Raw genomic sequence first — 16843 nt, 5'->3', positions numbered from 1 at the left:
CCGTGCTTACAAATAGGTCTCGTATTCCAGCGGGTTGATGCGACGCTCGAAGGCGAACAGCTCCGCTTCCTTCATGATGGCGAACACCCGCTGATATTCGGTGCCGAAGGCCCGCCCAACGAAGTCAGAGGCGCCGAACAGCCGGATCGCCTCCCCCATGTCGTAGGACAGGCCCGGCGCGCCCTGCTCATAGGCATTGCCGGTCAGCGGCGCCGGCGGCTCCTCGCCGCGCTCGATGCCTTCCAGCATGCCGGCGAGGATCGCCGCCAGCACGAGATGGGGATGGGCATCGGCGCCGGCGATGCGGTGCTCCAGCCGGCGCGCCTTGGGCGGGCCGTTCGGCACCCGCACCGCCACGGCGCGGTTGTCATAGCCCCAGGAGACGCTGGTCGGGGCATAGCTGCCCGGCACCAGCCGGCGGAAGCCGTTATAGCTCGGCACATAGAGCACGGCGGTGTCGGCCATGGTGGTGAGCAGCCCGGCCGCGCAATGGCGCAGCAGCCGGTCGCCCGCCTCGCCGGCGCCGAAGGCGTTGTGGCCGGCGGCGTCGGTCAGGCTCACATGCACATGCATGCCGGAGCCGGCGAAATCGAGGAAGGGCTTGGCCATGAAGCTCGCCCGCACCCCGTGCTTTCGGGCCACGCCGTCGATCAGCCGGCGCAGCAGAATGGCGTCGTCCGCCGCCGCCATCGGGTCGCGGCGGTGATAGAGGTTCACCTCATACTGGCCGGGCGCGGCTTCCGAGATCACCGTGTCGGCCGGCAGGCCCTGGATGCGCGCGGCCTCGCGAATGTCGTGCAGCAGCGGCGCATAGGCGTCGAGGTCAGACATTGAATACATGTTCTGCCGCGCCGGCCCGCCGGAAGAGGCGGGAAACACCGGCTCGGGCAGGCCATTCGGTCCCGGCGCCGGCTTGAGCAGGTAGAATTCAAGCTCGAAGGCGACGCAGGGGGTCAGCCCCAGCGCGGCGAGGCGCTGCACCTGCGCCTCCAGCTTATGGCGCGGGTCGAGGTCCCAGGGCCGCTCGCCGCCGCGCCCGTCGGGCTCGTTCATGGTGAGCATCACCTGCGCCGCCGGGCGCGGCGACCACGGCACCGGCTTCAGCGTGCCCGGCACGGGGCGGCAGATGCCGTCGCGGTCGCCGGTCTCGATGTGGATGCCGGTCTCCTCAACCTCCCGGCCCCAGATGTCGAGACCGAAGATGGAAAGCGGAATGGCGACGCCGTCGCCCCAGATCTTGCCCCCTGCCCCGCCGGGAATCCATTTGCCGCGCAGCACCCCATGGGTGTCGGGCAACAGCACCTCGACGATCTCCGGCGCGCCGTGCGCGGCGACATAGGCGCCGAATTCGTCAATCTGCGGAACGGTTTCGCGGGCAGCCGCCGTGGCGTCTCCCACGGCTTCGGGCAATGGCATGATCCACCTGGTATAAGTCGACACGTCAATTCTGGTCACGGCGCGGGGGCCTCGGTCAAGCACCCCCCGCTTGCGCGTCGGGGGCAGGCCGGCCCCCGGCCCGCCGAGCGCACTTGTGACACGCGGCAAGGCTTGACGCACGCAAAATGTGATCACATTGTGCCGCTCAGCTTCATAACTCTCGCGAGTGCGCGTCATGACCCTGCCGAAAACCACCGCCGAGCTGCGTGCGCTCGATGCCGCCCATCACCTCCATCCGTTCAGCGACATGAAGTCCCTGAACGCGGAAGGCTCCCGCATCGTGGTGAAGGCGGAGGGCGTCTGGCTGACCGATTCCGACGGCAACCGCATCCTCGACGGCATGTCCGGCCTGTGGTGCGTGAATGTCGGCTATGGCCGCGAGGAGATCGTCGAGGCGGTGGCCGCGCAGCTGCGCGAGCTGCCCTATTACAACACCTTCTTCAAGACCACCCACCGCCCGGCCATCGAGCTCTCGGCCAAGCTCGCCGAACTGACGCCGCCGCAGTTCAACAAGGTGTTCTTCACCGGCTCCGGCTCGGAATCCAACGACACGGTGATCAAGCTTGTCCGCCGCTATTTCCAGATCAAGGAAAAGCCGGAGAAGAAGATCATCATCTCCCGCCGCAACGCCTATCACGGCTCCACGGTCGCCGCCGGCAGCCTTGGCGGCATGGCGCCGATGCACGGCCAGAGCGCGGTCATCCCTGACATCCTGCACATCGCCCAGCCCTATTTCTGGGGCGAGGCGCGCCAGGGCGAGACGCCGGAGGAATTCGGCCTGCGCACCGCCCGGGCGCTGGAAGCCACCATCGACGCCATGGGCGAGGACCGCATCGCCGCCTTCATCGCCGAGCCGGTGCAGGGCGCCGGTGGCGTCATCATTCCGCCCGCCAGCTACTGGCCGGAGATCGCCCGCATCTGCCGCGAGCGCGACATCCTGTTCGTTTCCGACGAAGTGATCTGCGGCTTCGGCCGCACCGGCAGCTGGTTCGGCTGCGAGACCTTCGGCACGGAGCCGGACATTCTGGTCATGGCCAAGGGCATCACCTCCGGCTACATGCCGCTCGGCGGCGTCATGGTGGCGGACCGGGTGGCGGACGTGCTGCACGAAGGCGGCGACTTCAACCATGGCTACACCTATTCCGGCCATCCCGCCGCCTGCGCCGCCGCGCTGGCCAATCTCGCCATCATGCAGCGCGAGGACCTCGTCGGCCGCGTCGCCAACGATGTCGGCCCCTATCTCCAGGCCCGCTGGAACGCGCTGGCCGAGCACCCTCTGGTCGGCGAGGCGCCGATGCTCGGCCTCGTCGGCGCGCTGGAGCTGACGCCGGACAAGGTTGGGCGCACCAAATTCCCCGATGTCGGCAAGGTCGGCACGCTGGCGCGCGACTTCTCGTTCAAGAACAACCTCGTCATGCGCGCCGTGCGCGACCGGCTGATCATCGCCCCGCCGCTCGTCATCTCGCATGAGGAATGCGACGCGCTGGTCGCCCGGGTCCGCAAGACGCTGGACGACACCTTCGCCGAGCTCAAGCGCTGGGGCTGGGTGCGCTAGTCGCGGCGCCTCACACCGAAACGTGCTTAAATGCGCCCCAAGGGGCGCGCTGGCGCCGAGACAACGCACGAGCCCGGACATGAATGCCGTGACCTCCTTCGCCGAAGGACCGGGCGTCAGCCCGGCCCGCACCGCCGCCCTGCGCGCCGAGGCGGAAGCGCTCTATCTCGGCACCCGCCCGAAGACCCGCGCCGCCGCCGGCGCCGCCGCGCATCTGCTCGACGGCGTGCCGATGCACTGGATGGTCGACTGGTCGACGCCGGTGCCGCTTGTCATTGCCGAGGCGTCGGGCGCCCGTCTGGTGGATGTCGACGGCCATGGCTATGACGATTTCTGCCTCGGCGACACCGCCTCGCTGTTCGGCCACGGGCCGGCGCCGGTCGCGCAGGCGCTGGCGCGTCAGGGGCAGCGCGGCCTTGCCACCATGCTGCCGAGCCCGGATGCGGCCATCGTCGGCGATCTCCTGAGTGCGCGCTTCGGCCTGCCCTATTGGCAAATCGCCACCACCGCCACCGACGCCAACCGCTTCGCCTTGCGTGCCGCCCGCGCCGCCACCGGACGCCCGCGCATTCTTGTCTTCGACGGCGCCTATCATGGCGCGGTGGACGAGACCTTCGTCGAAATCGGCCCGGACGGCCGCGCCGCCAACCGCCCGGCGCTGATAGGCGAACCGCGCGACCTCGCCCAGCTCACCCGCGTCGTGCCGTTCAACGATCTCGACGCGCTGGAAGCGGCGCTGGCCGACCGCACCGTCGCCTGCGTCATCACCGAGCCTGTCATGACCAATTGCGCCATGGTGCTGCCGCGCCCCGGCTTCCATGAGGGGCTACGCGAAATCACCCGCCGCCATGGCACGCTGCTGCTGATCGACGAGACCCACACCCTCTCCACCGGGCCGGGCGGCTATACGCGCGCGCATGGGTTGGAGCCGGACATGTTCGTCGCCGGCAAGGCGGTGGCCGGCGGCATTCCCGCTGCCGTCTGGGGCATGACGGCGGAGGTGGCCGAGCGCTTCCGCACCGCCCGCATCAACCGGCCCGATGGCCATTCCGGCATGGGCACCACCCTGTCCGGCAGCCCGCTGCAGCTCGCCGCCCTGCGCGCCAATCTGGAAGACGTCGCTACCGACGCGGCCTATGTGCATATGAACCACCTCGCCGACCGCATGGAGGCGGGGCTGGCGCAGGTGCTGAGCGAGGCCCGCCTGCCCTGGCACGTCGCCCGCTGCGGCGCCCGGGTGGAAGTGGTGCGCGCGCCCGCTCCCCTCACCGATGGCCGCCAGGCCAAGGGCGCGCATTTCCCGGCGCTGGAAGCGACCATCCACCTTTCGCTGCTGGTGCGCGGGGTGCTGATTTCGCCCTTCCACGACATGATGCTGGCCTCGCCCGCCACATCGGAGGCGCAGGTCGACAATCTCGTCGCCGCCACGCGCAATGTGGTGGAGCGGCTGGCCGGCTAGAGTTTGATCCGCCAGCGGCGCCACGGCGCGGCTTTGGCCGTTCGGGTCTCAAGCGCCGAGAGGCGCTGGCCCAGCGTGTGCACCGCGCGCAGCAGCAGCGCGTTCTCGGCCCGCAATTTCTCGATGTCCGAGCATTCCGTCACCTGCTCCGGCCGCAACGGCGGGAACAGCGGCGCGGTGCCGAGCACGTCATTGTCGTTCTCATCCGCGAACAGGTCGCGCGCGCGGTTCATCAGATCGGAGAGATGCTCGCTGGTGCTGGGATTGACCGGCATCGGGCGCACCATGCCGGCAAAGGACAGGCCGCTGACCTCGAAGAAGTGCGCGGCCACGTCGCCCTCGGGGAAGATGTCGCGCCGGAACGGAAAGACCTTCAGCGTGGGCAGCCCGGCCTGATCTTCCCACGCTCGCAGCCCCGCAAACCAGCTGGGGAAACCGTGATCCCTGCAATAGGCCTCGGGCGAGTCATGGGTCTTGATGCCCCATTGCTGCCAGGCCGCAATCAGGAAGTCGTCCCACCGGCGCACATAGGCGACGATTTCAGGCGTGAACCCGGCCGCGCGCGCCGGCGGGATCAGCATATCGGCCGCGCCGGTCCGCAGCAGCAGATTCTCAGCGCTGATCACCAACGTGTCGGCGGCGCGCTCGTCCATGGCGACGGCCAGCTGCCGGAAGCGGCCCGCGAGTTCCGCAGCGCTGTCCGGTCGGCCTTTCAATTCGTCGAAATAGCCGACCTGACCGTGGATCAGGTCGCCCTCCGCGTCCATATGGTCGGAGGCCAGCATCACACCCTGCGCGGCCAGTGCCGCGCTATTGGCGGCGAGCGCCGCCTGTATCGCCGAGCTGCCGCATTTGGGGCCGCCGACATGCAGCAGCAGGCGCCGGGCGCGCGGCTCCGGCTCGCGCGCGGCACGCGCCGTCGCACGCCTTTTGGCCAGCGCGTCGCGCCATTTGCTGGGAAGGCGAAGAGCGCGCGGGGGCCCCATCAGCCCTGCGTCGTCTCGAAGCCGGCGGCTTTCCAGGCGAGAATGCCGCCCGCCATGTGGCGGTGCAGATCGAGCCCGGCGGCCTGCGCGGCGGCGGCGGCCTTCTGCGAGCGCTGGCCGGAGCGGCAGGAGAACACCAGAGTCTTCGCGCCGGCGTCCGGCAGGGCGGCGGCGTCGAAGGTGGACAAGGGAAAATCGACCGCGCCGGGTATGCGCTCGGCGGCGAGTTCGTTCGGCTCGCGCACATCCACGAGAAGGATGGTGCCGTCCTCAAGACCGGCCTTCACCTGCTCGACCGTCAAATTCTCGATAACGCCACCGAACGGGTTGGGCTGCATCGTCATGCTCCTTGGCTCAGGGGACGACGTAGTGCCCTGAGCCGGAGCGCGCAAGTCCGTTGCCGTCAGCTCGCGGTCAATTCGGCCGCGCCGTGGTGACACCCGCGACCACAAGCAGCCCGCCGGCGAGCACGATGAGCGACGGCACTTCGGCAAACAGCAGCGCCGCAAGCGCCACGCCGACGACGATCTGCAGCAGCAGCACCACCGAGATCACGCCCGCCGGCAGCCGGCCAAGCGCAAAGGTGGCCAGCCCCTGGCCGGCGGCGTGGGGGATCAGGCCGAGCCCAATCACCGCCAGCAGCCCCTGCACCGACTGCGGCACCAGCACCTCACCCGCCGCTACCGCCCAGGCGAGGCAAACCACGGCACCGGTAGCGCTGGCGACGAGCGACACCATGCCGCCACCGAGCGGCACCGCATCGCCGCGCCCGGCCCGGCGCACCGCGCGCGTCGCCAGCATGTAGGCGGCATAGGCCAGCGCCGCGCCGACGCAGAGCAGGTCGCCGATCACGCTCACCGGCCGAGCCCCGGACGCCCCGCCGCCCGCCGCGCTCGACCCGATGATGATAAAGGTTCCGGTCAGCGCCAGCACCAGCGCGATCAGCAGCCCACGGGTCGGCCGCTCGCGCAGGATCAGCCAGCCGAACAGGAACACGAACACCACGGCGAGATTGCCGAGCAGCAGCGCGTTGGCGGTGCTGGTCAGGGCCAGCCCCTTGTGGAAGACAATGAGGTCGGCGCCGAAAAACACGCCGGCCAGCATCGCCAGCAGCACCTGCCGCAGCGAAGGGCGCAGAGCCGTGGCGCCGCCACGGCGCGCCTGGTGCGCCCGAGAGCGATGCTCGGCATAGGCCCACACCATGGCCGGCCCGAGCGCGAAGAACAGGCGCCAGAAACCGATCGCCGCCGGCCCGGCATCGGCGAGCCGCACCAGCGGGGCCGAGCAGCCAATGCACATCGCGGCCATGACCACGGCGAAGAAGGCCTGGCGGCGCAGCTGCGTCTCGCGCAGCACGGAAGGGGTCGCGAGGGGAAGCCCCCCGAGCGAAGGCTCGATGGCGGCGGCGGGGGGCGGAGACATTGCCGAACTCGACAGGTGCACAGGTGACGTGGCCTGCACCCGACCGGGCCGCACCGGCGCGGCGGCCGGGGCGGGCCTATGTCGACAGGCCCATGACAGGATGTCTAACCCACCGGCTGAAATCGCCAAAGCGAGTTTATTTTGTCATTCCATCATCGTTTCTGATATAACTTCCGCGCGCCGGTCTGGGCGCGGACCATTCTCATCCCGCTGGACCGGGGGGCGCGATGCGACATCTCGACACCGAATCGCTGGGCATGCTGATCGCCATTGTCGACACAGGCGGGTTCACGGCGGCGGCCGAGCGCGTCGGGCGCACCCAGTCCGCGGTCTCGGCCCGCATCGCCCAGCTGGAGGACAATCTCGGCGTGCGGCTGCTGGAGCGCTCGCGGCGCGGCATTTCGCTGACCGAGACCGGCGAGCGGCTCGTCGCCCATGCCCGCCGCCTGCTGGCCTATGAGAGCGAGGCGCTGGCCGATCTCAAGGGCGGCACGCCGGAGGGCAGCGTGCGCGTCGGCATGCCCGACGATTATGTCGACGCCTATTTCACCCCTACCATCGCCCGCTTCGCCGCCGCCTATCCGCGCGTCGAGATTTCCATCCGCGCCGATCTCTCCAAGCATATCGAGCCGGAGGTCGATCGCGGGCATATCGACGTGGCGCTGCTCACCCGCGACAGCACCCGCCCGACCGGCGAACTGATCAAGCGCGAAAAGCTGCTCTGGCTGGCCGCGCGCGGCTACCGCCCGGAGCGCAGCTCGCCCTTGCCGCTGGCGCTGTTTCCCACCGGCTGCCGCGCCCGCCCGCACATCGCCTCCAGCCTCGACAAGGCGGGGTTGAGCTGGCGGGTGGCCTGCACCTCCTCGTCGCAGGGCGGCATCCATGCGGCGATCGAAACCGGGCTGTGCATCACCGCCCTGCCGGAATGCGCCGCGCCGGCGGACTGGCGCCGTCTCGGCCCGGCCGATGGGCTGCCGCCGCTACCCGACATCGAAGTGGCGCTGTTCCTCGCCCCCGCCGCCTCCGCCGCCGCCCGCCGCCTTGCCGATATGCTGCGCGCGGCGATGGCCATGCCGGTGGTGGAAGCCGCCTGACGCCTCGGCCTTCCGCCTCCACCCGCCGGGGCGCCGCGTGGGGCTATCAGCGCGCGCTGAATGTAACCGTGAATTGCATGAATTGATTTACATATATTTAGGACTGTATTACCGTTTCCCCCGTCTTTGGGAGGGGGCCGGATATGTCGACGACGACGACCACGGATGGACCCGTGCAGACGTTCCGCCAGATCGTCGCCACCCTCATGTTGCTCGCCTACTGCGTGCCGCTGATCATCGTCACCGTCTACGCGGCGTTGAAGATGAACCCGCTGACCTGGGAGCTCGAAGACAGGACGATCCTGTCCAACGTCACCGATTTCGCGAAGAATTCGGCTGGCACGCTGAACATCCTGCGCCAGGTCCTGCTGCCCCTTCTCGCGGCTCTGACCGCCAATCTGCTGGCCTTCAATCCACACACAAGGCTGCTGTTCGGCCTACTCGTGGTGGTGTCGACCCTGGCGCTGCTGGCGAGCCTGGTCGGCAGCACCCTGTTCGCGCCCGATCACTGGGACGACGCGGCAGTCAACCGGGCGTTCTTCGTCGACATCGCCTCCTCGCTGGCCGTCTACGTCATGCTGCTCGTGGGTTTGAAACTATGACCGCCCCCATACTCTCAGGCTTGGGCATCGGGCTCATTACGGCCGCGATCGCCGGGGCACTGGCGATGACGGCGCCTTCCGCCTGGGCGGAGGACACGCCTGCCGGCACGCCGCACTTCGTGCTCAACCTGACGGCGAATCCCGAATCCGCCATCCGCCGCGTGTCGATCTCGCGTAATGGCAGCGGCATCACCCTGGCGGAGGGGCACACCGGCCCGCTGCGCATCGAGCTTTCACCCCCGCTGCCGGAAAGGCTCTGGCTGGTGGCCGACTGGAATGAGGGGCAGGACTTCTCCGCCTATCCCATCATGCTGGTGCACAGCCTCGCCGGCCAGAAGGCGGAGATACTGTTCGTGAAGGATCCGCCGACCCGGCTTTCAAACGCCGCCATTCAGAAGCAGTGCGGGCAATCCTCGGTCACCAGCGTTCCCCATGCCTTCCAGATGTATTTCACCTGCAAGGCCGCGGCGGTCGCCAATCCCGAGGATATCGGCATCACCCGGCGCGCCGCGCTGCAGGGCTGGCTCAAGGCCAATCTGTATCTGGTCAAGGCGGTGCAGCCGATCTCGCCCTTCGCCTATGACGACGATCTCGCCTCTGCCCTGCGCGCTGTTCTCGAACGAGGCGGCAGCGAGCGCGACTGGCAGCCGCTGCGCCTTGCCGACGCACGCGACTTCGTCACCGCCTATGATGCACGCGACATGCGCCTGTACCCGCTCGTCGGCCAGTTGAAGGACAGCGGCAATCTGGAGGCGGCCATGGCCGTGCTCGACTACGTCATCGCCGCCTATGACGCCCTTGTGGGCAAGGACGGCACGCAGCCAGTCGACCGCATCGACCGCGCCGTTCTCACCAGCACGCGCACCTATCTCGAAACCCTGATGGCCGGCCGCGTCGCCCGACAGGGCTAGCCTGAAGCGCGGCGATGCGGCGAGAGACGCCGCAGGGCCGGTGTCGTCACCCGCGTCGTCAAAAATTCACATGCAGCGCGGGCGCGGGCGCGGTAAAGCCGCGCCATGAGCGACACACACGCCTCCACCGCCTCGCCGCATGAAGGAACGCCGCGCGAGGTGTTCCTCACCTTCCTGCGCCTCGGCCTCACCTCCTTCGGCGGGCCGGTGGCGCATCTCGGCTTCTTCCGCGAGGATCTGGTGAAGCGGCGCCGCTGGCTGAGCGAGGAGAGCTATGCCAGCCTCGTCGCGCTCTGCCAGTTCCTGCCGGGGCCAGCCTCCAGCCAGGTCGGCATGGCGGTGGGGCTAATGCGCGCGGGGCCGCTCGGCATGGCGGCGGCCTGGGTGGCGTTCACCCTGCCCTCGGCGCTGCTGATGCTCGCCTTCGCCTATGGGGTCACGCATGCCGACAAGGCCGGCCTCGGCGGCGGCTGGCTCGCCGGGCTGAAGGTGGCGGCGGTGGCCATCGTCGCCGACGCGGTGCTCGGCATGGCCAAGAACCTGTGCCCCGACCGCACCCGCCGCAGCCTCGCCCTTGTGGCGGCGGCCGCCGCGGCCATGGTGCCGGGCGCTGTGGGCCAGATCGGCATCATCGCCGGCGGCGCCCTCATCGGCCTGGCCGTCATCCGGCTCGATGGGGTGGCCGTGACCGAGCCGGCGCGGCACCATCTGCCGGGCCGCATCGCCTCGCTCGCCGCCTTCGCGCTGTTCGCGCTGCTGCTCGTCGGCCTCCCCCTCGTCGCGCAAGCGACGGGCAATGCGGGAATTGCCCTGTTCGACACGCTCTACCGCGCCGGGGCGCTGGTGTTTGGCGGCGGCCATGTGGTGCTGCCGCTGATCGAGGCGGAACTGGTGAAGCCGGGCGGGCTGACGCGGGAGGTGTTTCTCGCCGGCTATGGCGCGGCGCAGGCGGTGCCGGGGCCGCTGTTCTCCTTCGCCGCCTATGTCGGCGCCGTCATGCCGGCGCCGCCCAACGGCATTGCCGGCGGCCTGCTGGCGCTGGTGGCGGCCTTCCTTCCCTCGGCACTTCTGGTCTTTGCCGCGCTGCGCTTCTGGACCCGGCTGGCGGCGAACCGCCGGGTGCGCGACGGCCTTGCCGGCATCAACGCGGCGGTGGTCGGGCTGCTCGGCGCGGCGCTATGGGACCCGGTGTTTACGTCCAGCGTCACCTCAGGCCGCAGCTTTGCGCTGGCGCTCCTCGCCTATCTCGCCCTGGCGCTCTGGCGGGTGCCGGCCTGGGCGGTGGTCGCCGGCGCCGCCTTAGGCGGCGCCATTCTTCTCTGAAGGACTCCCGCCGCCTTAGGCGGCGCCATTCTTCTCTGAAGGACTCCCGCCGCCTTAGGCGGCGCCATTCTTCTCTGGAAAGAACCGGCCGCCCTTGGCGGCGCCCTCCCTCTACAAAGGCGTCAGCCGCGCGAGACCTTGAACGGGGCAAAGCTCTGGCAGGTAGCGAAGGCCTGGATGCGGTTGATGTTGACCCGGCGCGGCAGGGTCGCGGCGAAAAACACCTGCTCGGCGATGTCCTCGGCGGTCATCGCCTCGGTGCCGGCATAGACGCTCTCGGACTTGGCGGCATCGCCATGGAAGCGCACCAACGAGAACTCGGTCTCCACCATGCCCGGCTCGATATTGGTGACGCGCACGCCGGTGCCGGCGACATCGGAAATCAGGTTGAGCGCGAACTGCTTCACGAAGGCCTTGCTGGCGCCATAGGCGTTGCCGCCGGGATAGGGATAGTCGCCGGCCACCGAGCCGGTGAACAGCACATGCCCCTCCTTCGCCTCCACCATGGCCGGCAGCGTGGCGCGGACGGTGTAGAGCAGGCCCTTGATGTTGGTCTCCACCATGTCGTCCCAGTCCTTCAGGCTGGCGGCATGGGCCGGCTCCAGCCCGAGGGCGAGGCCGGCATTGGCGAACACGACATTGAACGGGGCGAAGGCATCGGGCACGCCGGCCAGCGCCGCGACCAGCGCATCATTGTCGCGCACATCCACTTCCAGCGGGTGGAAATGGCTGCCGAGTTCGTCGCGTAGGGCGATCAGCCGGTCGGCGCGGCGGCCGGTGCCGACCACGCGGGCGCCCGCCAGCGCGAAGCGCCGGGCCGTGGCGGCGCCGATGCCGGAGGTCGCTCCGGTGACAAGGACACGCAGTGTGGCGGGATCCAGCATCTCATACATGGCGCAGCTCCTCTTCGCTGCAACGCACATAGACCAGTTCGAGGCAAAACTGAACGGTGCTGAGGGCAGAGCGGCTGCGCGGTATCTTATTGCCTTGACGGTGCGCCGCGTTAAGCCTTCCTTGAGCATAACCGCGCCAAATGTCGCTCGGACGAAACCGTGCCCCCGTTCCGGGGCGTTAGGGTCACGCTGATGCCATCTTCCCCACCGAAACAGGGCCACCCTGTTTCCGCGTGGAGACGGGGTCGGCAGCAGGGATAATGCGCATGTCGCACCCGCCCCTGCCGCGTGTAAGTTGCAGAAGACGCCCGGCCGCCATGCCGGGCGAGGAGTACGAGTTGATGAAGTGCAGCGCCCTCGTCCTCACGTCCGCCACCGCCCTGCTTCTGGGCGGGTGCAGCACCGTGCTCGACGGGTTCGGCGATAAGGCGCCCAGTCCCGTCGAAACCAGCCAGATCACCCCCGCCCCGTCCGGCTCGGTGGAGAGTTCGCCCGTCGCGGCCCCCGCCGGCTATGGCGCCTCGGCCGCCACCGCCGCCGCCGCCGTCACCCCAACCAGCCCGAGTTCCGCCACGCCGGTCGCGCTCGCCCCGCCGGCGGCCACCGCGCCGGGCGGTGTCGCCTATGCCGAGCCGGGCGCCGCCCGCACCCAGCTCGCCGGCACCTGGAACTACAGCTGGGACGGCGGCCAGAAGAAGTGCAAGGTCACCCTCTCCACCGATCGCGGCATGTCCGGCTTCGCCGCCACGGCCGATGTCGATTGCCCCAACGATATCTTCATGACCAAGGGCTGGGACGTGTGGGGCAGCGAGATCGTGCTGCAGAACCATGTCGGCAAGGTCACCGCCCGGCTGCAGCCCGCCGGCGCCGGCCAGTATGACGGCGTCGCCACCGGTGACGGCGCCAAGGTGACGCTGACCCGCACCTGATCGCCCGCGCCCTGAAAGGGCGCCGCGCTCACCGCCTTCCTCGACGTTCACTCCGGAAAACCCCGCCGCAAGGCGGGGATAAGCTGGTGCGCGTCTTCGTACTGTCTCGTATGGCGGACAGGGTGCGGCTGTGAGAACGTCGCCACAGGTCCGCTCACATCACGGGAACGCGGATTTAGTTCGTGCGTTTGGCGTCTGGCGCGCTCATCTTATGCATGAGCAAAGCCGATTGATTCGTGACGGCGATCGGAGGAAGTTGTGATGCTGCAGTCAGCGCGCGTGACAGTGACGGCTCCGACCCCTGCCCCGCTCCGCGCGGCCGAGCCCCGCCTTGCCTATGGCCGGCCTGACGCCGCCAACGCGGCGCAGATGATGTCGCAGCATCTCGACCTCGCCCGCCCGGATTCGGACGCCGAAGCGCTGCGCCTGCTGCGGCAGGCTTTTCCCGCCGTGCCGCTGTCGGCCCGTGTCGAGGCGATGAAGGCCCGCGCCCGCTGAGCGGCGGGCGTCAAGATCATCTAGTTCAGCGGACCCGGACGGTCCTCATGCGCCCCGCCCGCCAGCGGGGCCGCGTGGAGCGCGGCGGCGTGGTCACGGGCGCGATGCTGCTCATATTCGCGCGACAGCTTGTTGTAGCGCATGACCGAGAAGGGCAGCGCGGCGAGATAGGCGACGCAGATCACCGAGAGCACCGCCCAGGGCCAGGTCACCAGCACCGCGACGAACAGCACCACGCAGACGAACAGCGGCAGCACCTTGTCGCGGGGAATGCGCGCGCCCAGCCGCTTGCCGGAATAGGCCGGCAGCTTGGAGACCATCAGCAGCGCCATCACCAGGCAGTAAGCCGCCGCCACCGCCGGCGAGGCGACGAGGCGCGGCAGGCCGATCAGTTCGAGATAGACCGGCAGCAGCACGCAGATCGCGCCCGCCGGCGCGGGAATGCCGGTGAAGAAATCACCGGCGAAGGCCGGCTTGTTCGGGTCTTCCAGCATCACGTTGAAGCGGGCGAGACGGAGCGCGGCGCAGATGGCGAAGGCCAGCGCGGCGATCCAGCCGACCGAGCCCAGCGTCTCCAGCCCCCACATATACAGCACCAGCCCCGGCGCCACGCCGAAGCAGACGAAGTCGGAGAGGCTGTCCAGTTCCGCGCCGAAGCGCGACGTGCCCTGCAGCAGCCGCGCCAGCCTTCCGTCGAGCCCGTCCAGCACGGCTGCCAGCACGATGGCGCCGAGCGCCAGTTCCAGCCGTCCCTCGATCGCCATGCGGATGCCGGTGAGGCCGGCGCACAGCGCCAGAAGCGTCACCAGATTGGGCAGCAGCACGCGCAGCGGCACCGCCTGGAAACGGCGGCGCGGCGGCTCGGGGGCATTCGGCTCAAAAGGCGCAAAAGGATCGGCCATCGCACGCTCGCGGCTTGAGGAACTCAGTCGACGCGGAAGGTCGGCTCGGCGCCGAACGCCGCGCGATCCGCCAGCACGGTTTCACCGGCGATGGCGCGCTGGCCTTCGGCCACGGCGGGACGGGTGCCGAGCGGCAGATAGACATCGACGCGCGAGCCGAAGCGGATCAGCCCGAAGCGTTCGCCCGGCGCCAGGAGGTCGCCCTCGCGCACGAAGCTGACGATGCGGCGCGCCACCAGCCCGGCGATCTGCACCACGCCCACCGGCCCGATGGCGGTGTCGAGCACCATGCCGCTGCGCTCATTGTCCTCGCTCGCCTTGTCGAGATCGGCGTTGAGGAACTTGCCGGGGCGATAGGCGATGCGGGTGATGCGGCCGGCCAGCGGGGCGCGGTTCACATGCACGTCGAACACGTTCATGAAAATGCACACGCGCGGCAGCGGCAGATCGCCGAGGCCGAGCTCGGCCGGCGGCACGGCCGGGCCGACGAGGCAGACGCGGCCATCGGCCGGGGAGACGACCAGCCCCTCGCGCACCGGCGTCACCCGCTCGGGATCGCGGAAGAAATAGCAGATCCAGGCGGTGATCAGCACGCAGATCCAGCCCAGCGGCGGAAACAGCCACAGGAACAGCAACGCCACGGCGGCGCCGATCAGGATGAAGGGGTAGCCCTCGCGGTGGACGGGGGCGAGACCGCTGCGGATCGAATCGAGGACGGACATCAACTGGCCTTTCTGCCCGGCGCCCCTGGGGCCTGCGCCGGGTCCTGCGGCGAGAGGTAGGGCCAGCCGGCCCGGCCGTCAAATGCCGGATGCGCGACATGGTTCCGCATCGGCACCCGCCGGCCGGCGCCCCGGCTCAGGCGAGCGCCGTATCCGGCGCGTCCACCTCCTCCGCCTCGGCCTCTTTCAGCGTCTCGCGGGCGCGCTCGGCCTCGCGCTGGCGCTCCCACATGGAATGGTAGAGCCCGCCCCGGTCCATCAGTTCGCCATGGGTGCCGCGCTCGGCGATGCGCCCATGCTCCAGCACGATGATCTCGTCCGCCCCGACCACGGTGGAGAGCCGGTGCGCGATGACGAGCGTGGTGCGCCCGCGCGAGACCCGCTCCAGCGCGTCCTGGATTTCGCGCTCGGTGTGGCTGTCGAGCGCCGAGGTGGCCTCGTCGAGAATGAGGATCGGCGGGTCTTTCAGGATGGTGCGGGCGATGGCGACGCGCTGCTTCTCGCCCCCGGAGAGCTTCAACCCGCGCTCGCCCACTTCGGTCGCATAGCCCTTGGGCGTGCGGCGCACGAAGCCGTCGATCTGCGCCAGTTCCGCCGCGCGCACCACCTCCTCTTCCGAAGCGCCGGCGCGGCCGTAGCGGATATTGTAGCCGAGCGTGTCGTTGAACAGCACCGTGTCCTGCGGCACCATGCCGATGGCGGCGCGCAGCGTCTGTTGCGACACCTCGCGGATGTCCTGCCCGTCGATGAGGATACGGCCGGCATTCACGTCGTAGAAGCGGTACAGCAGCCGCGAAATGGTCGATTTGCCCGCGCCCGACGGCCCGACAATGGCCACGGTGCGCCCGGCCGGCACCTCGAAGCTGACCCCTTTGAGGATTTCGCGGTCGGGGTCGTAGGAGAAGCGCACCTCCTCGAACCGCACCGTGCCGCCGGCCAGCGCCAGCGCCGGCGCGCCGGGCCGGTCGCGGATTTCCGGCGAGCGGGCGAGGATGGCGAACATCGCCTCGATGTCGATCAGCGACTGCTTGATCTCGCGATAGATCATGCCGAGGAAGTTCAGCGGCTGGTAGAGCTGGATCATCATGGCGTTGACCATGACGAAGGAGCCGACCGACTGACGCCCGGCGCGGATATCCAGCACGCACAGCACCATCACGGCGGTGAGGCCGAGGGTGAAGATCGCCGCCTGCCCGGCATTCAGCCAGGCCAGCGAGGTGTGGGTGGAGACGGTGGCGCGCTCATAGCGGGCCATGGAGCGGTCATAGCGCTCGGATTCCCATTTTTCCGCGCCGAAATACTTCACCGTCTCGTAATTGAGCAGGCTGTCCACCGCCTTCGCATTGGCCTCGGTGTCGCTCTCGTTCATCGCCGCGCGGATGCCCATGCGGTACTCCGTCATCACGAAGGTGAAGACGGTGTAGCCGACGATCATGCCCAGCGTCGCCGCCACATAGCGCCAGTCGAACTGCCAGAACAGCACGCCGATCACCATCGCGAATTCGAGGATGGTGGGGCCGAGATGCAGCACCAGCATGCGCACGATGGTCTCGATGCCCTCGCGCGAGCGCTCCAGCACGCGGGTCAGGCCGCCGGTCTTGCGCTCCAGATGGAAGCGCAGGGACAGCGCGTGCATGTGCTGGAAGGTTTCCAGCGCCAGCCGCCGCACGGCGTGGATCGCCACTTTGGCGAACAGCCCGTCGCGCCACTGGGTCAGCGCCGCCATGACGATGCGCGAGAGGCCATAGGCCAGCGTCAGCATCAGCGGGCCGGCGACTAGCCAGGCGATGGCGTCGGTGGAAATGCGCGCGCCCTCGCCCTCCGCCACCGCGTCGGTCGCCCATTTGAAGAAGAAGGGCGTGGACAGGGTGGCGATCTTGGCGAGCACCAGCAGCAACAGGCCCCAGACGACGCGGGCGCGCAGATCGGCGCGGTCGGCGGGCCAGAGATAGGGCCACAGTCCCTTGAGCGCGATCAGCAGGCTGCCGCGCGGATTGATCTCGGACGCTTTGGACGGGCGGGCGACGGCGGGAACGCCCTGGGCAGCGGACATGCGGATTTCCGTTCTTCTCAAGCACGGGCGGCGGCGGCCCGGGCGGGTCAGTCGTCG

At 69.3% G+C, this 16843-nt stretch carries 16 protein-coding genes; 8 read left to right on the top strand and 8 right to left on the bottom strand.

Translation table 11 applies throughout. The features are described 5' to 3' along the window. Positions 1–6 precede the first annotated feature (6 nt). Positions 7–1416, bottom strand: coding sequence for a glutamine synthetase family protein (locus ACO07Z_RS02195; RefSeq protein WP_421697211.1), 1410 nt, complete (start codon positions 1414–1416; stop codon positions 7–9). A 196-nt stretch (positions 1417–1612) separates the two neighbouring features. Between ACO07Z_RS02195 and ACO07Z_RS02190 the strand changes: the two genes are divergently transcribed. Further along, on the top strand, positions 1613–2992 hold the full coding sequence (locus ACO07Z_RS02190) for an aspartate aminotransferase family protein (protein WP_421697210.1): 1380 nt from the start codon (positions 1613–1615) through the stop codon (positions 2990–2992). A 79-nt stretch (positions 2993–3071) separates the two neighbouring features. After that, on the top strand, positions 3072–4451 hold the full coding sequence (locus tag ACO07Z_RS02185) for an aspartate aminotransferase family protein (RefSeq protein ID WP_421697209.1): 1380 nt from the start codon (positions 3072–3074) through the stop codon (positions 4449–4451). On the opposite strand, the gene ACO07Z_RS02180 is transcribed toward ACO07Z_RS02185, so the two are convergent. The 3 genes from ACO07Z_RS02180 to ACO07Z_RS02170 all read right to left on the bottom strand — a co-directional run bounded on the left by ACO07Z_RS02180 (position 4448) and on the right by ACO07Z_RS02170 (position 6859). After that, positions 4448–5236, bottom strand: coding sequence for a hypothetical protein (locus ACO07Z_RS02180; RefSeq protein WP_421697208.1), 789 nt, complete (start codon positions 5234–5236; stop codon positions 4448–4450). The two genes, ACO07Z_RS02185 and ACO07Z_RS02180, sit on opposite strands and share 4 nt — an antisense overlap. 200 nt (positions 5237–5436) lie before the next feature. Next, positions 5437–5775 (bottom strand): rhodanese-like domain-containing protein, encoded by a 339-nt coding sequence (locus tag ACO07Z_RS02175; RefSeq protein WP_421697207.1) that lies wholly within the window; start codon positions 5773–5775, stop codon positions 5437–5439. Between the two features lie 76 nt (positions 5776–5851). Next, positions 5852–6859 (bottom strand): DMT family transporter, encoded by a 1008-nt coding sequence (locus ACO07Z_RS02170; protein ID WP_421697206.1) that lies wholly within the window; start codon positions 6857–6859, stop codon positions 5852–5854. A 227-nt stretch (positions 6860–7086) separates the two neighbouring features. On the opposite strand from ACO07Z_RS02170, the gene ACO07Z_RS02165 reads away from it, so the two are divergent. The 4 genes from ACO07Z_RS02165 to chrA all read left to right on the top strand — a co-directional run bounded on the left by ACO07Z_RS02165 (position 7087) and on the right by chrA (position 10789). Beyond that, entirely contained in the window at positions 7087–7953 is an 867-nt protein-coding gene (locus ACO07Z_RS02165; protein WP_244377467.1) for a LysR substrate-binding domain-containing protein, read from the top strand. Between the two features lie 143 nt (positions 7954–8096). Further along, on the top strand, positions 8097–8555 hold the full coding sequence (locus ACO07Z_RS02160) for a hypothetical protein (RefSeq protein WP_421697205.1): 459 nt from the start codon (positions 8097–8099) through the stop codon (positions 8553–8555). After that, positions 8552–9466, top strand: coding sequence for a hypothetical protein (locus tag ACO07Z_RS02155; protein WP_421697204.1), 915 nt, complete (start codon positions 8552–8554; stop codon positions 9464–9466). Before ACO07Z_RS02160 ends, ACO07Z_RS02155 begins: the two co-directional genes overlap by 4 nt. A gap of 105 nt (positions 9467–9571) precedes the next feature. After that, entirely contained in the window at positions 9572–10789 is a 1218-nt protein-coding gene (gene chrA, locus ACO07Z_RS02150; RefSeq protein WP_421697203.1) for a chromate efflux transporter, read from the top strand. 122 nt (positions 10790–10911) lie between these two features. Here chrA and ACO07Z_RS02145 read toward each other — a convergent pair whose 3' ends face one another. After that, a complete protein-coding gene (locus ACO07Z_RS02145; protein ID WP_421697202.1) occupies positions 10912–11682 on the bottom strand; it encodes an SDR family NAD(P)-dependent oxidoreductase in 771 nt (256 codons plus the stop codon). Positions 11683–12023: 341 nt separating this feature from the next. Between ACO07Z_RS02145 and ACO07Z_RS02140 the strand changes: the two genes are divergently transcribed. Both ACO07Z_RS02140 and ACO07Z_RS02135 read left to right on the top strand, forming a co-directional pair. Continuing rightward, positions 12024–12611, top strand: coding sequence for a protease inhibitor Inh/omp19 family protein (locus ACO07Z_RS02140; RefSeq protein ID WP_421697201.1), 588 nt, complete (start codon positions 12024–12026; stop codon positions 12609–12611). A gap of 261 nt (positions 12612–12872) precedes the next feature. Beyond that, the gene (locus tag ACO07Z_RS02135) at positions 12873–13109 is read left to right on the top strand and encodes a transferase (RefSeq protein WP_421697200.1); all 237 of its coding nucleotides are present in this window, start codon (positions 12873–12875) and stop codon (positions 13107–13109) included. A gap of 20 nt (positions 13110–13129) precedes the next feature. Here the strand turns inward: ACO07Z_RS02135 and pssA are convergent, their stop codons facing one another. The 3 genes from pssA to ACO07Z_RS02120 form a co-directional block, all read right to left on the bottom strand. Next, positions 13130–14011, bottom strand: coding sequence for a CDP-diacylglycerol--serine O-phosphatidyltransferase (pssA, locus tag ACO07Z_RS02130; protein WP_421697199.1), 882 nt, complete (start codon positions 14009–14011; stop codon positions 13130–13132). Between the two features lie 23 nt (positions 14012–14034). Then, a complete protein-coding gene (locus tag ACO07Z_RS02125) occupies positions 14035–14733 on the bottom strand; it encodes a phosphatidylserine decarboxylase (protein WP_421697198.1) in 699 nt (232 codons plus the stop codon). Between the two features lie 136 nt (positions 14734–14869). After that, positions 14870–16786, bottom strand: coding sequence for an ABCB family ABC transporter ATP-binding protein/permease (locus ACO07Z_RS02120; protein WP_421697197.1), 1917 nt, complete (start codon positions 16784–16786; stop codon positions 14870–14872). Positions 16787–16843: the final 57 nt, after the last annotated feature.

This window comes from Ancylobacter sp. (genome assembly GCF_965229075.1).
Taxonomy (GTDB): Bacteria; Pseudomonadota; Alphaproteobacteria; order Rhizobiales; family Xanthobacteraceae; genus Ancylobacter.
The sequence above is the reverse complement of the archived record's forward strand: the minus strand, read 5'-3'. Positions and strand labels throughout refer to the sequence as shown.

Excerpts from the sequence above, each read along its gene's own strand:
- ACO07Z_RS02145 (WP_421697202.1), bottom strand. The coding sequence starts at position 11,682 with ATGTATGAGATGCTGGATCCCGCCACACTGCGTGTCCTTGTCACCGGA.
- ACO07Z_RS02185 (WP_421697209.1), top strand. The coding sequence starts at position 3,072 with ATGAATGCCGTGACCTCCTTCGCCGAAGGACCGGGCGTCAGCCCGGCC.
- ACO07Z_RS02155 (WP_421697204.1), top strand. The coding sequence starts at position 8,552 with ATGACCGCCCCCATACTCTCAGGCTTGGGCATCGGGCTCATTACGGCC.
- ACO07Z_RS02190 (WP_421697210.1), top strand. The coding sequence starts at position 1,613 with ATGACCCTGCCGAAAACCACCGCCGAGCTGCGTGCGCTCGATGCCGCC.
- chrA (WP_421697203.1), top strand. The coding sequence starts at position 9,572 with ATGAGCGACACACACGCCTCCACCGCCTCGCCGCATGAAGGAACGCCG.
- ACO07Z_RS02170 (WP_421697206.1), bottom strand. The coding sequence starts at position 6,859 with ATGTCTCCGCCCCCCGCCGCCGCCATCGAGCCTTCGCTCGGGGGGCTT.
- ACO07Z_RS02175 (WP_421697207.1), bottom strand. The coding sequence starts at position 5,775 with ATGCAGCCCAACCCGTTCGGTGGCGTTATCGAGAATTTGACGGTCGAG.
- ACO07Z_RS02165 (WP_244377467.1), top strand. The coding sequence starts at position 7,087 with ATGCGACATCTCGACACCGAATCGCTGGGCATGCTGATCGCCATTGTC.
- ACO07Z_RS02180 (WP_421697208.1), bottom strand. The coding sequence starts at position 5,236 with ATGCTGGCCTCCGACCATATGGACGCGGAGGGCGACCTGATCCACGGT.
- pssA (WP_421697199.1), bottom strand. The coding sequence starts at position 14,011 with ATGGCCGATCCTTTTGCGCCTTTTGAGCCGAATGCCCCCGAGCCGCCG.
- ACO07Z_RS02160 (WP_421697205.1), top strand. The coding sequence starts at position 8,097 with ATGTCGACGACGACGACCACGGATGGACCCGTGCAGACGTTCCGCCAG.
- ACO07Z_RS02125 (WP_421697198.1), bottom strand. The coding sequence starts at position 14,733 with ATGTCCGTCCTCGATTCGATCCGCAGCGGTCTCGCCCCCGTCCACCGC.
- ACO07Z_RS02195 (WP_421697211.1), bottom strand. The coding sequence starts at position 1,416 with ATGCCATTGCCCGAAGCCGTGGGAGACGCCACGGCGGCTGCCCGCGAA.
- ACO07Z_RS02140 (WP_421697201.1), top strand. The coding sequence starts at position 12,024 with ATGAAGTGCAGCGCCCTCGTCCTCACGTCCGCCACCGCCCTGCTTCTG.
- ACO07Z_RS02135 (WP_421697200.1), top strand. The coding sequence starts at position 12,873 with ATGCTGCAGTCAGCGCGCGTGACAGTGACGGCTCCGACCCCTGCCCCG.
- ACO07Z_RS02120 (WP_421697197.1), bottom strand. The coding sequence starts at position 16,786 with ATGTCCGCTGCCCAGGGCGTTCCCGCCGTCGCCCGCCCGTCCAAAGCG.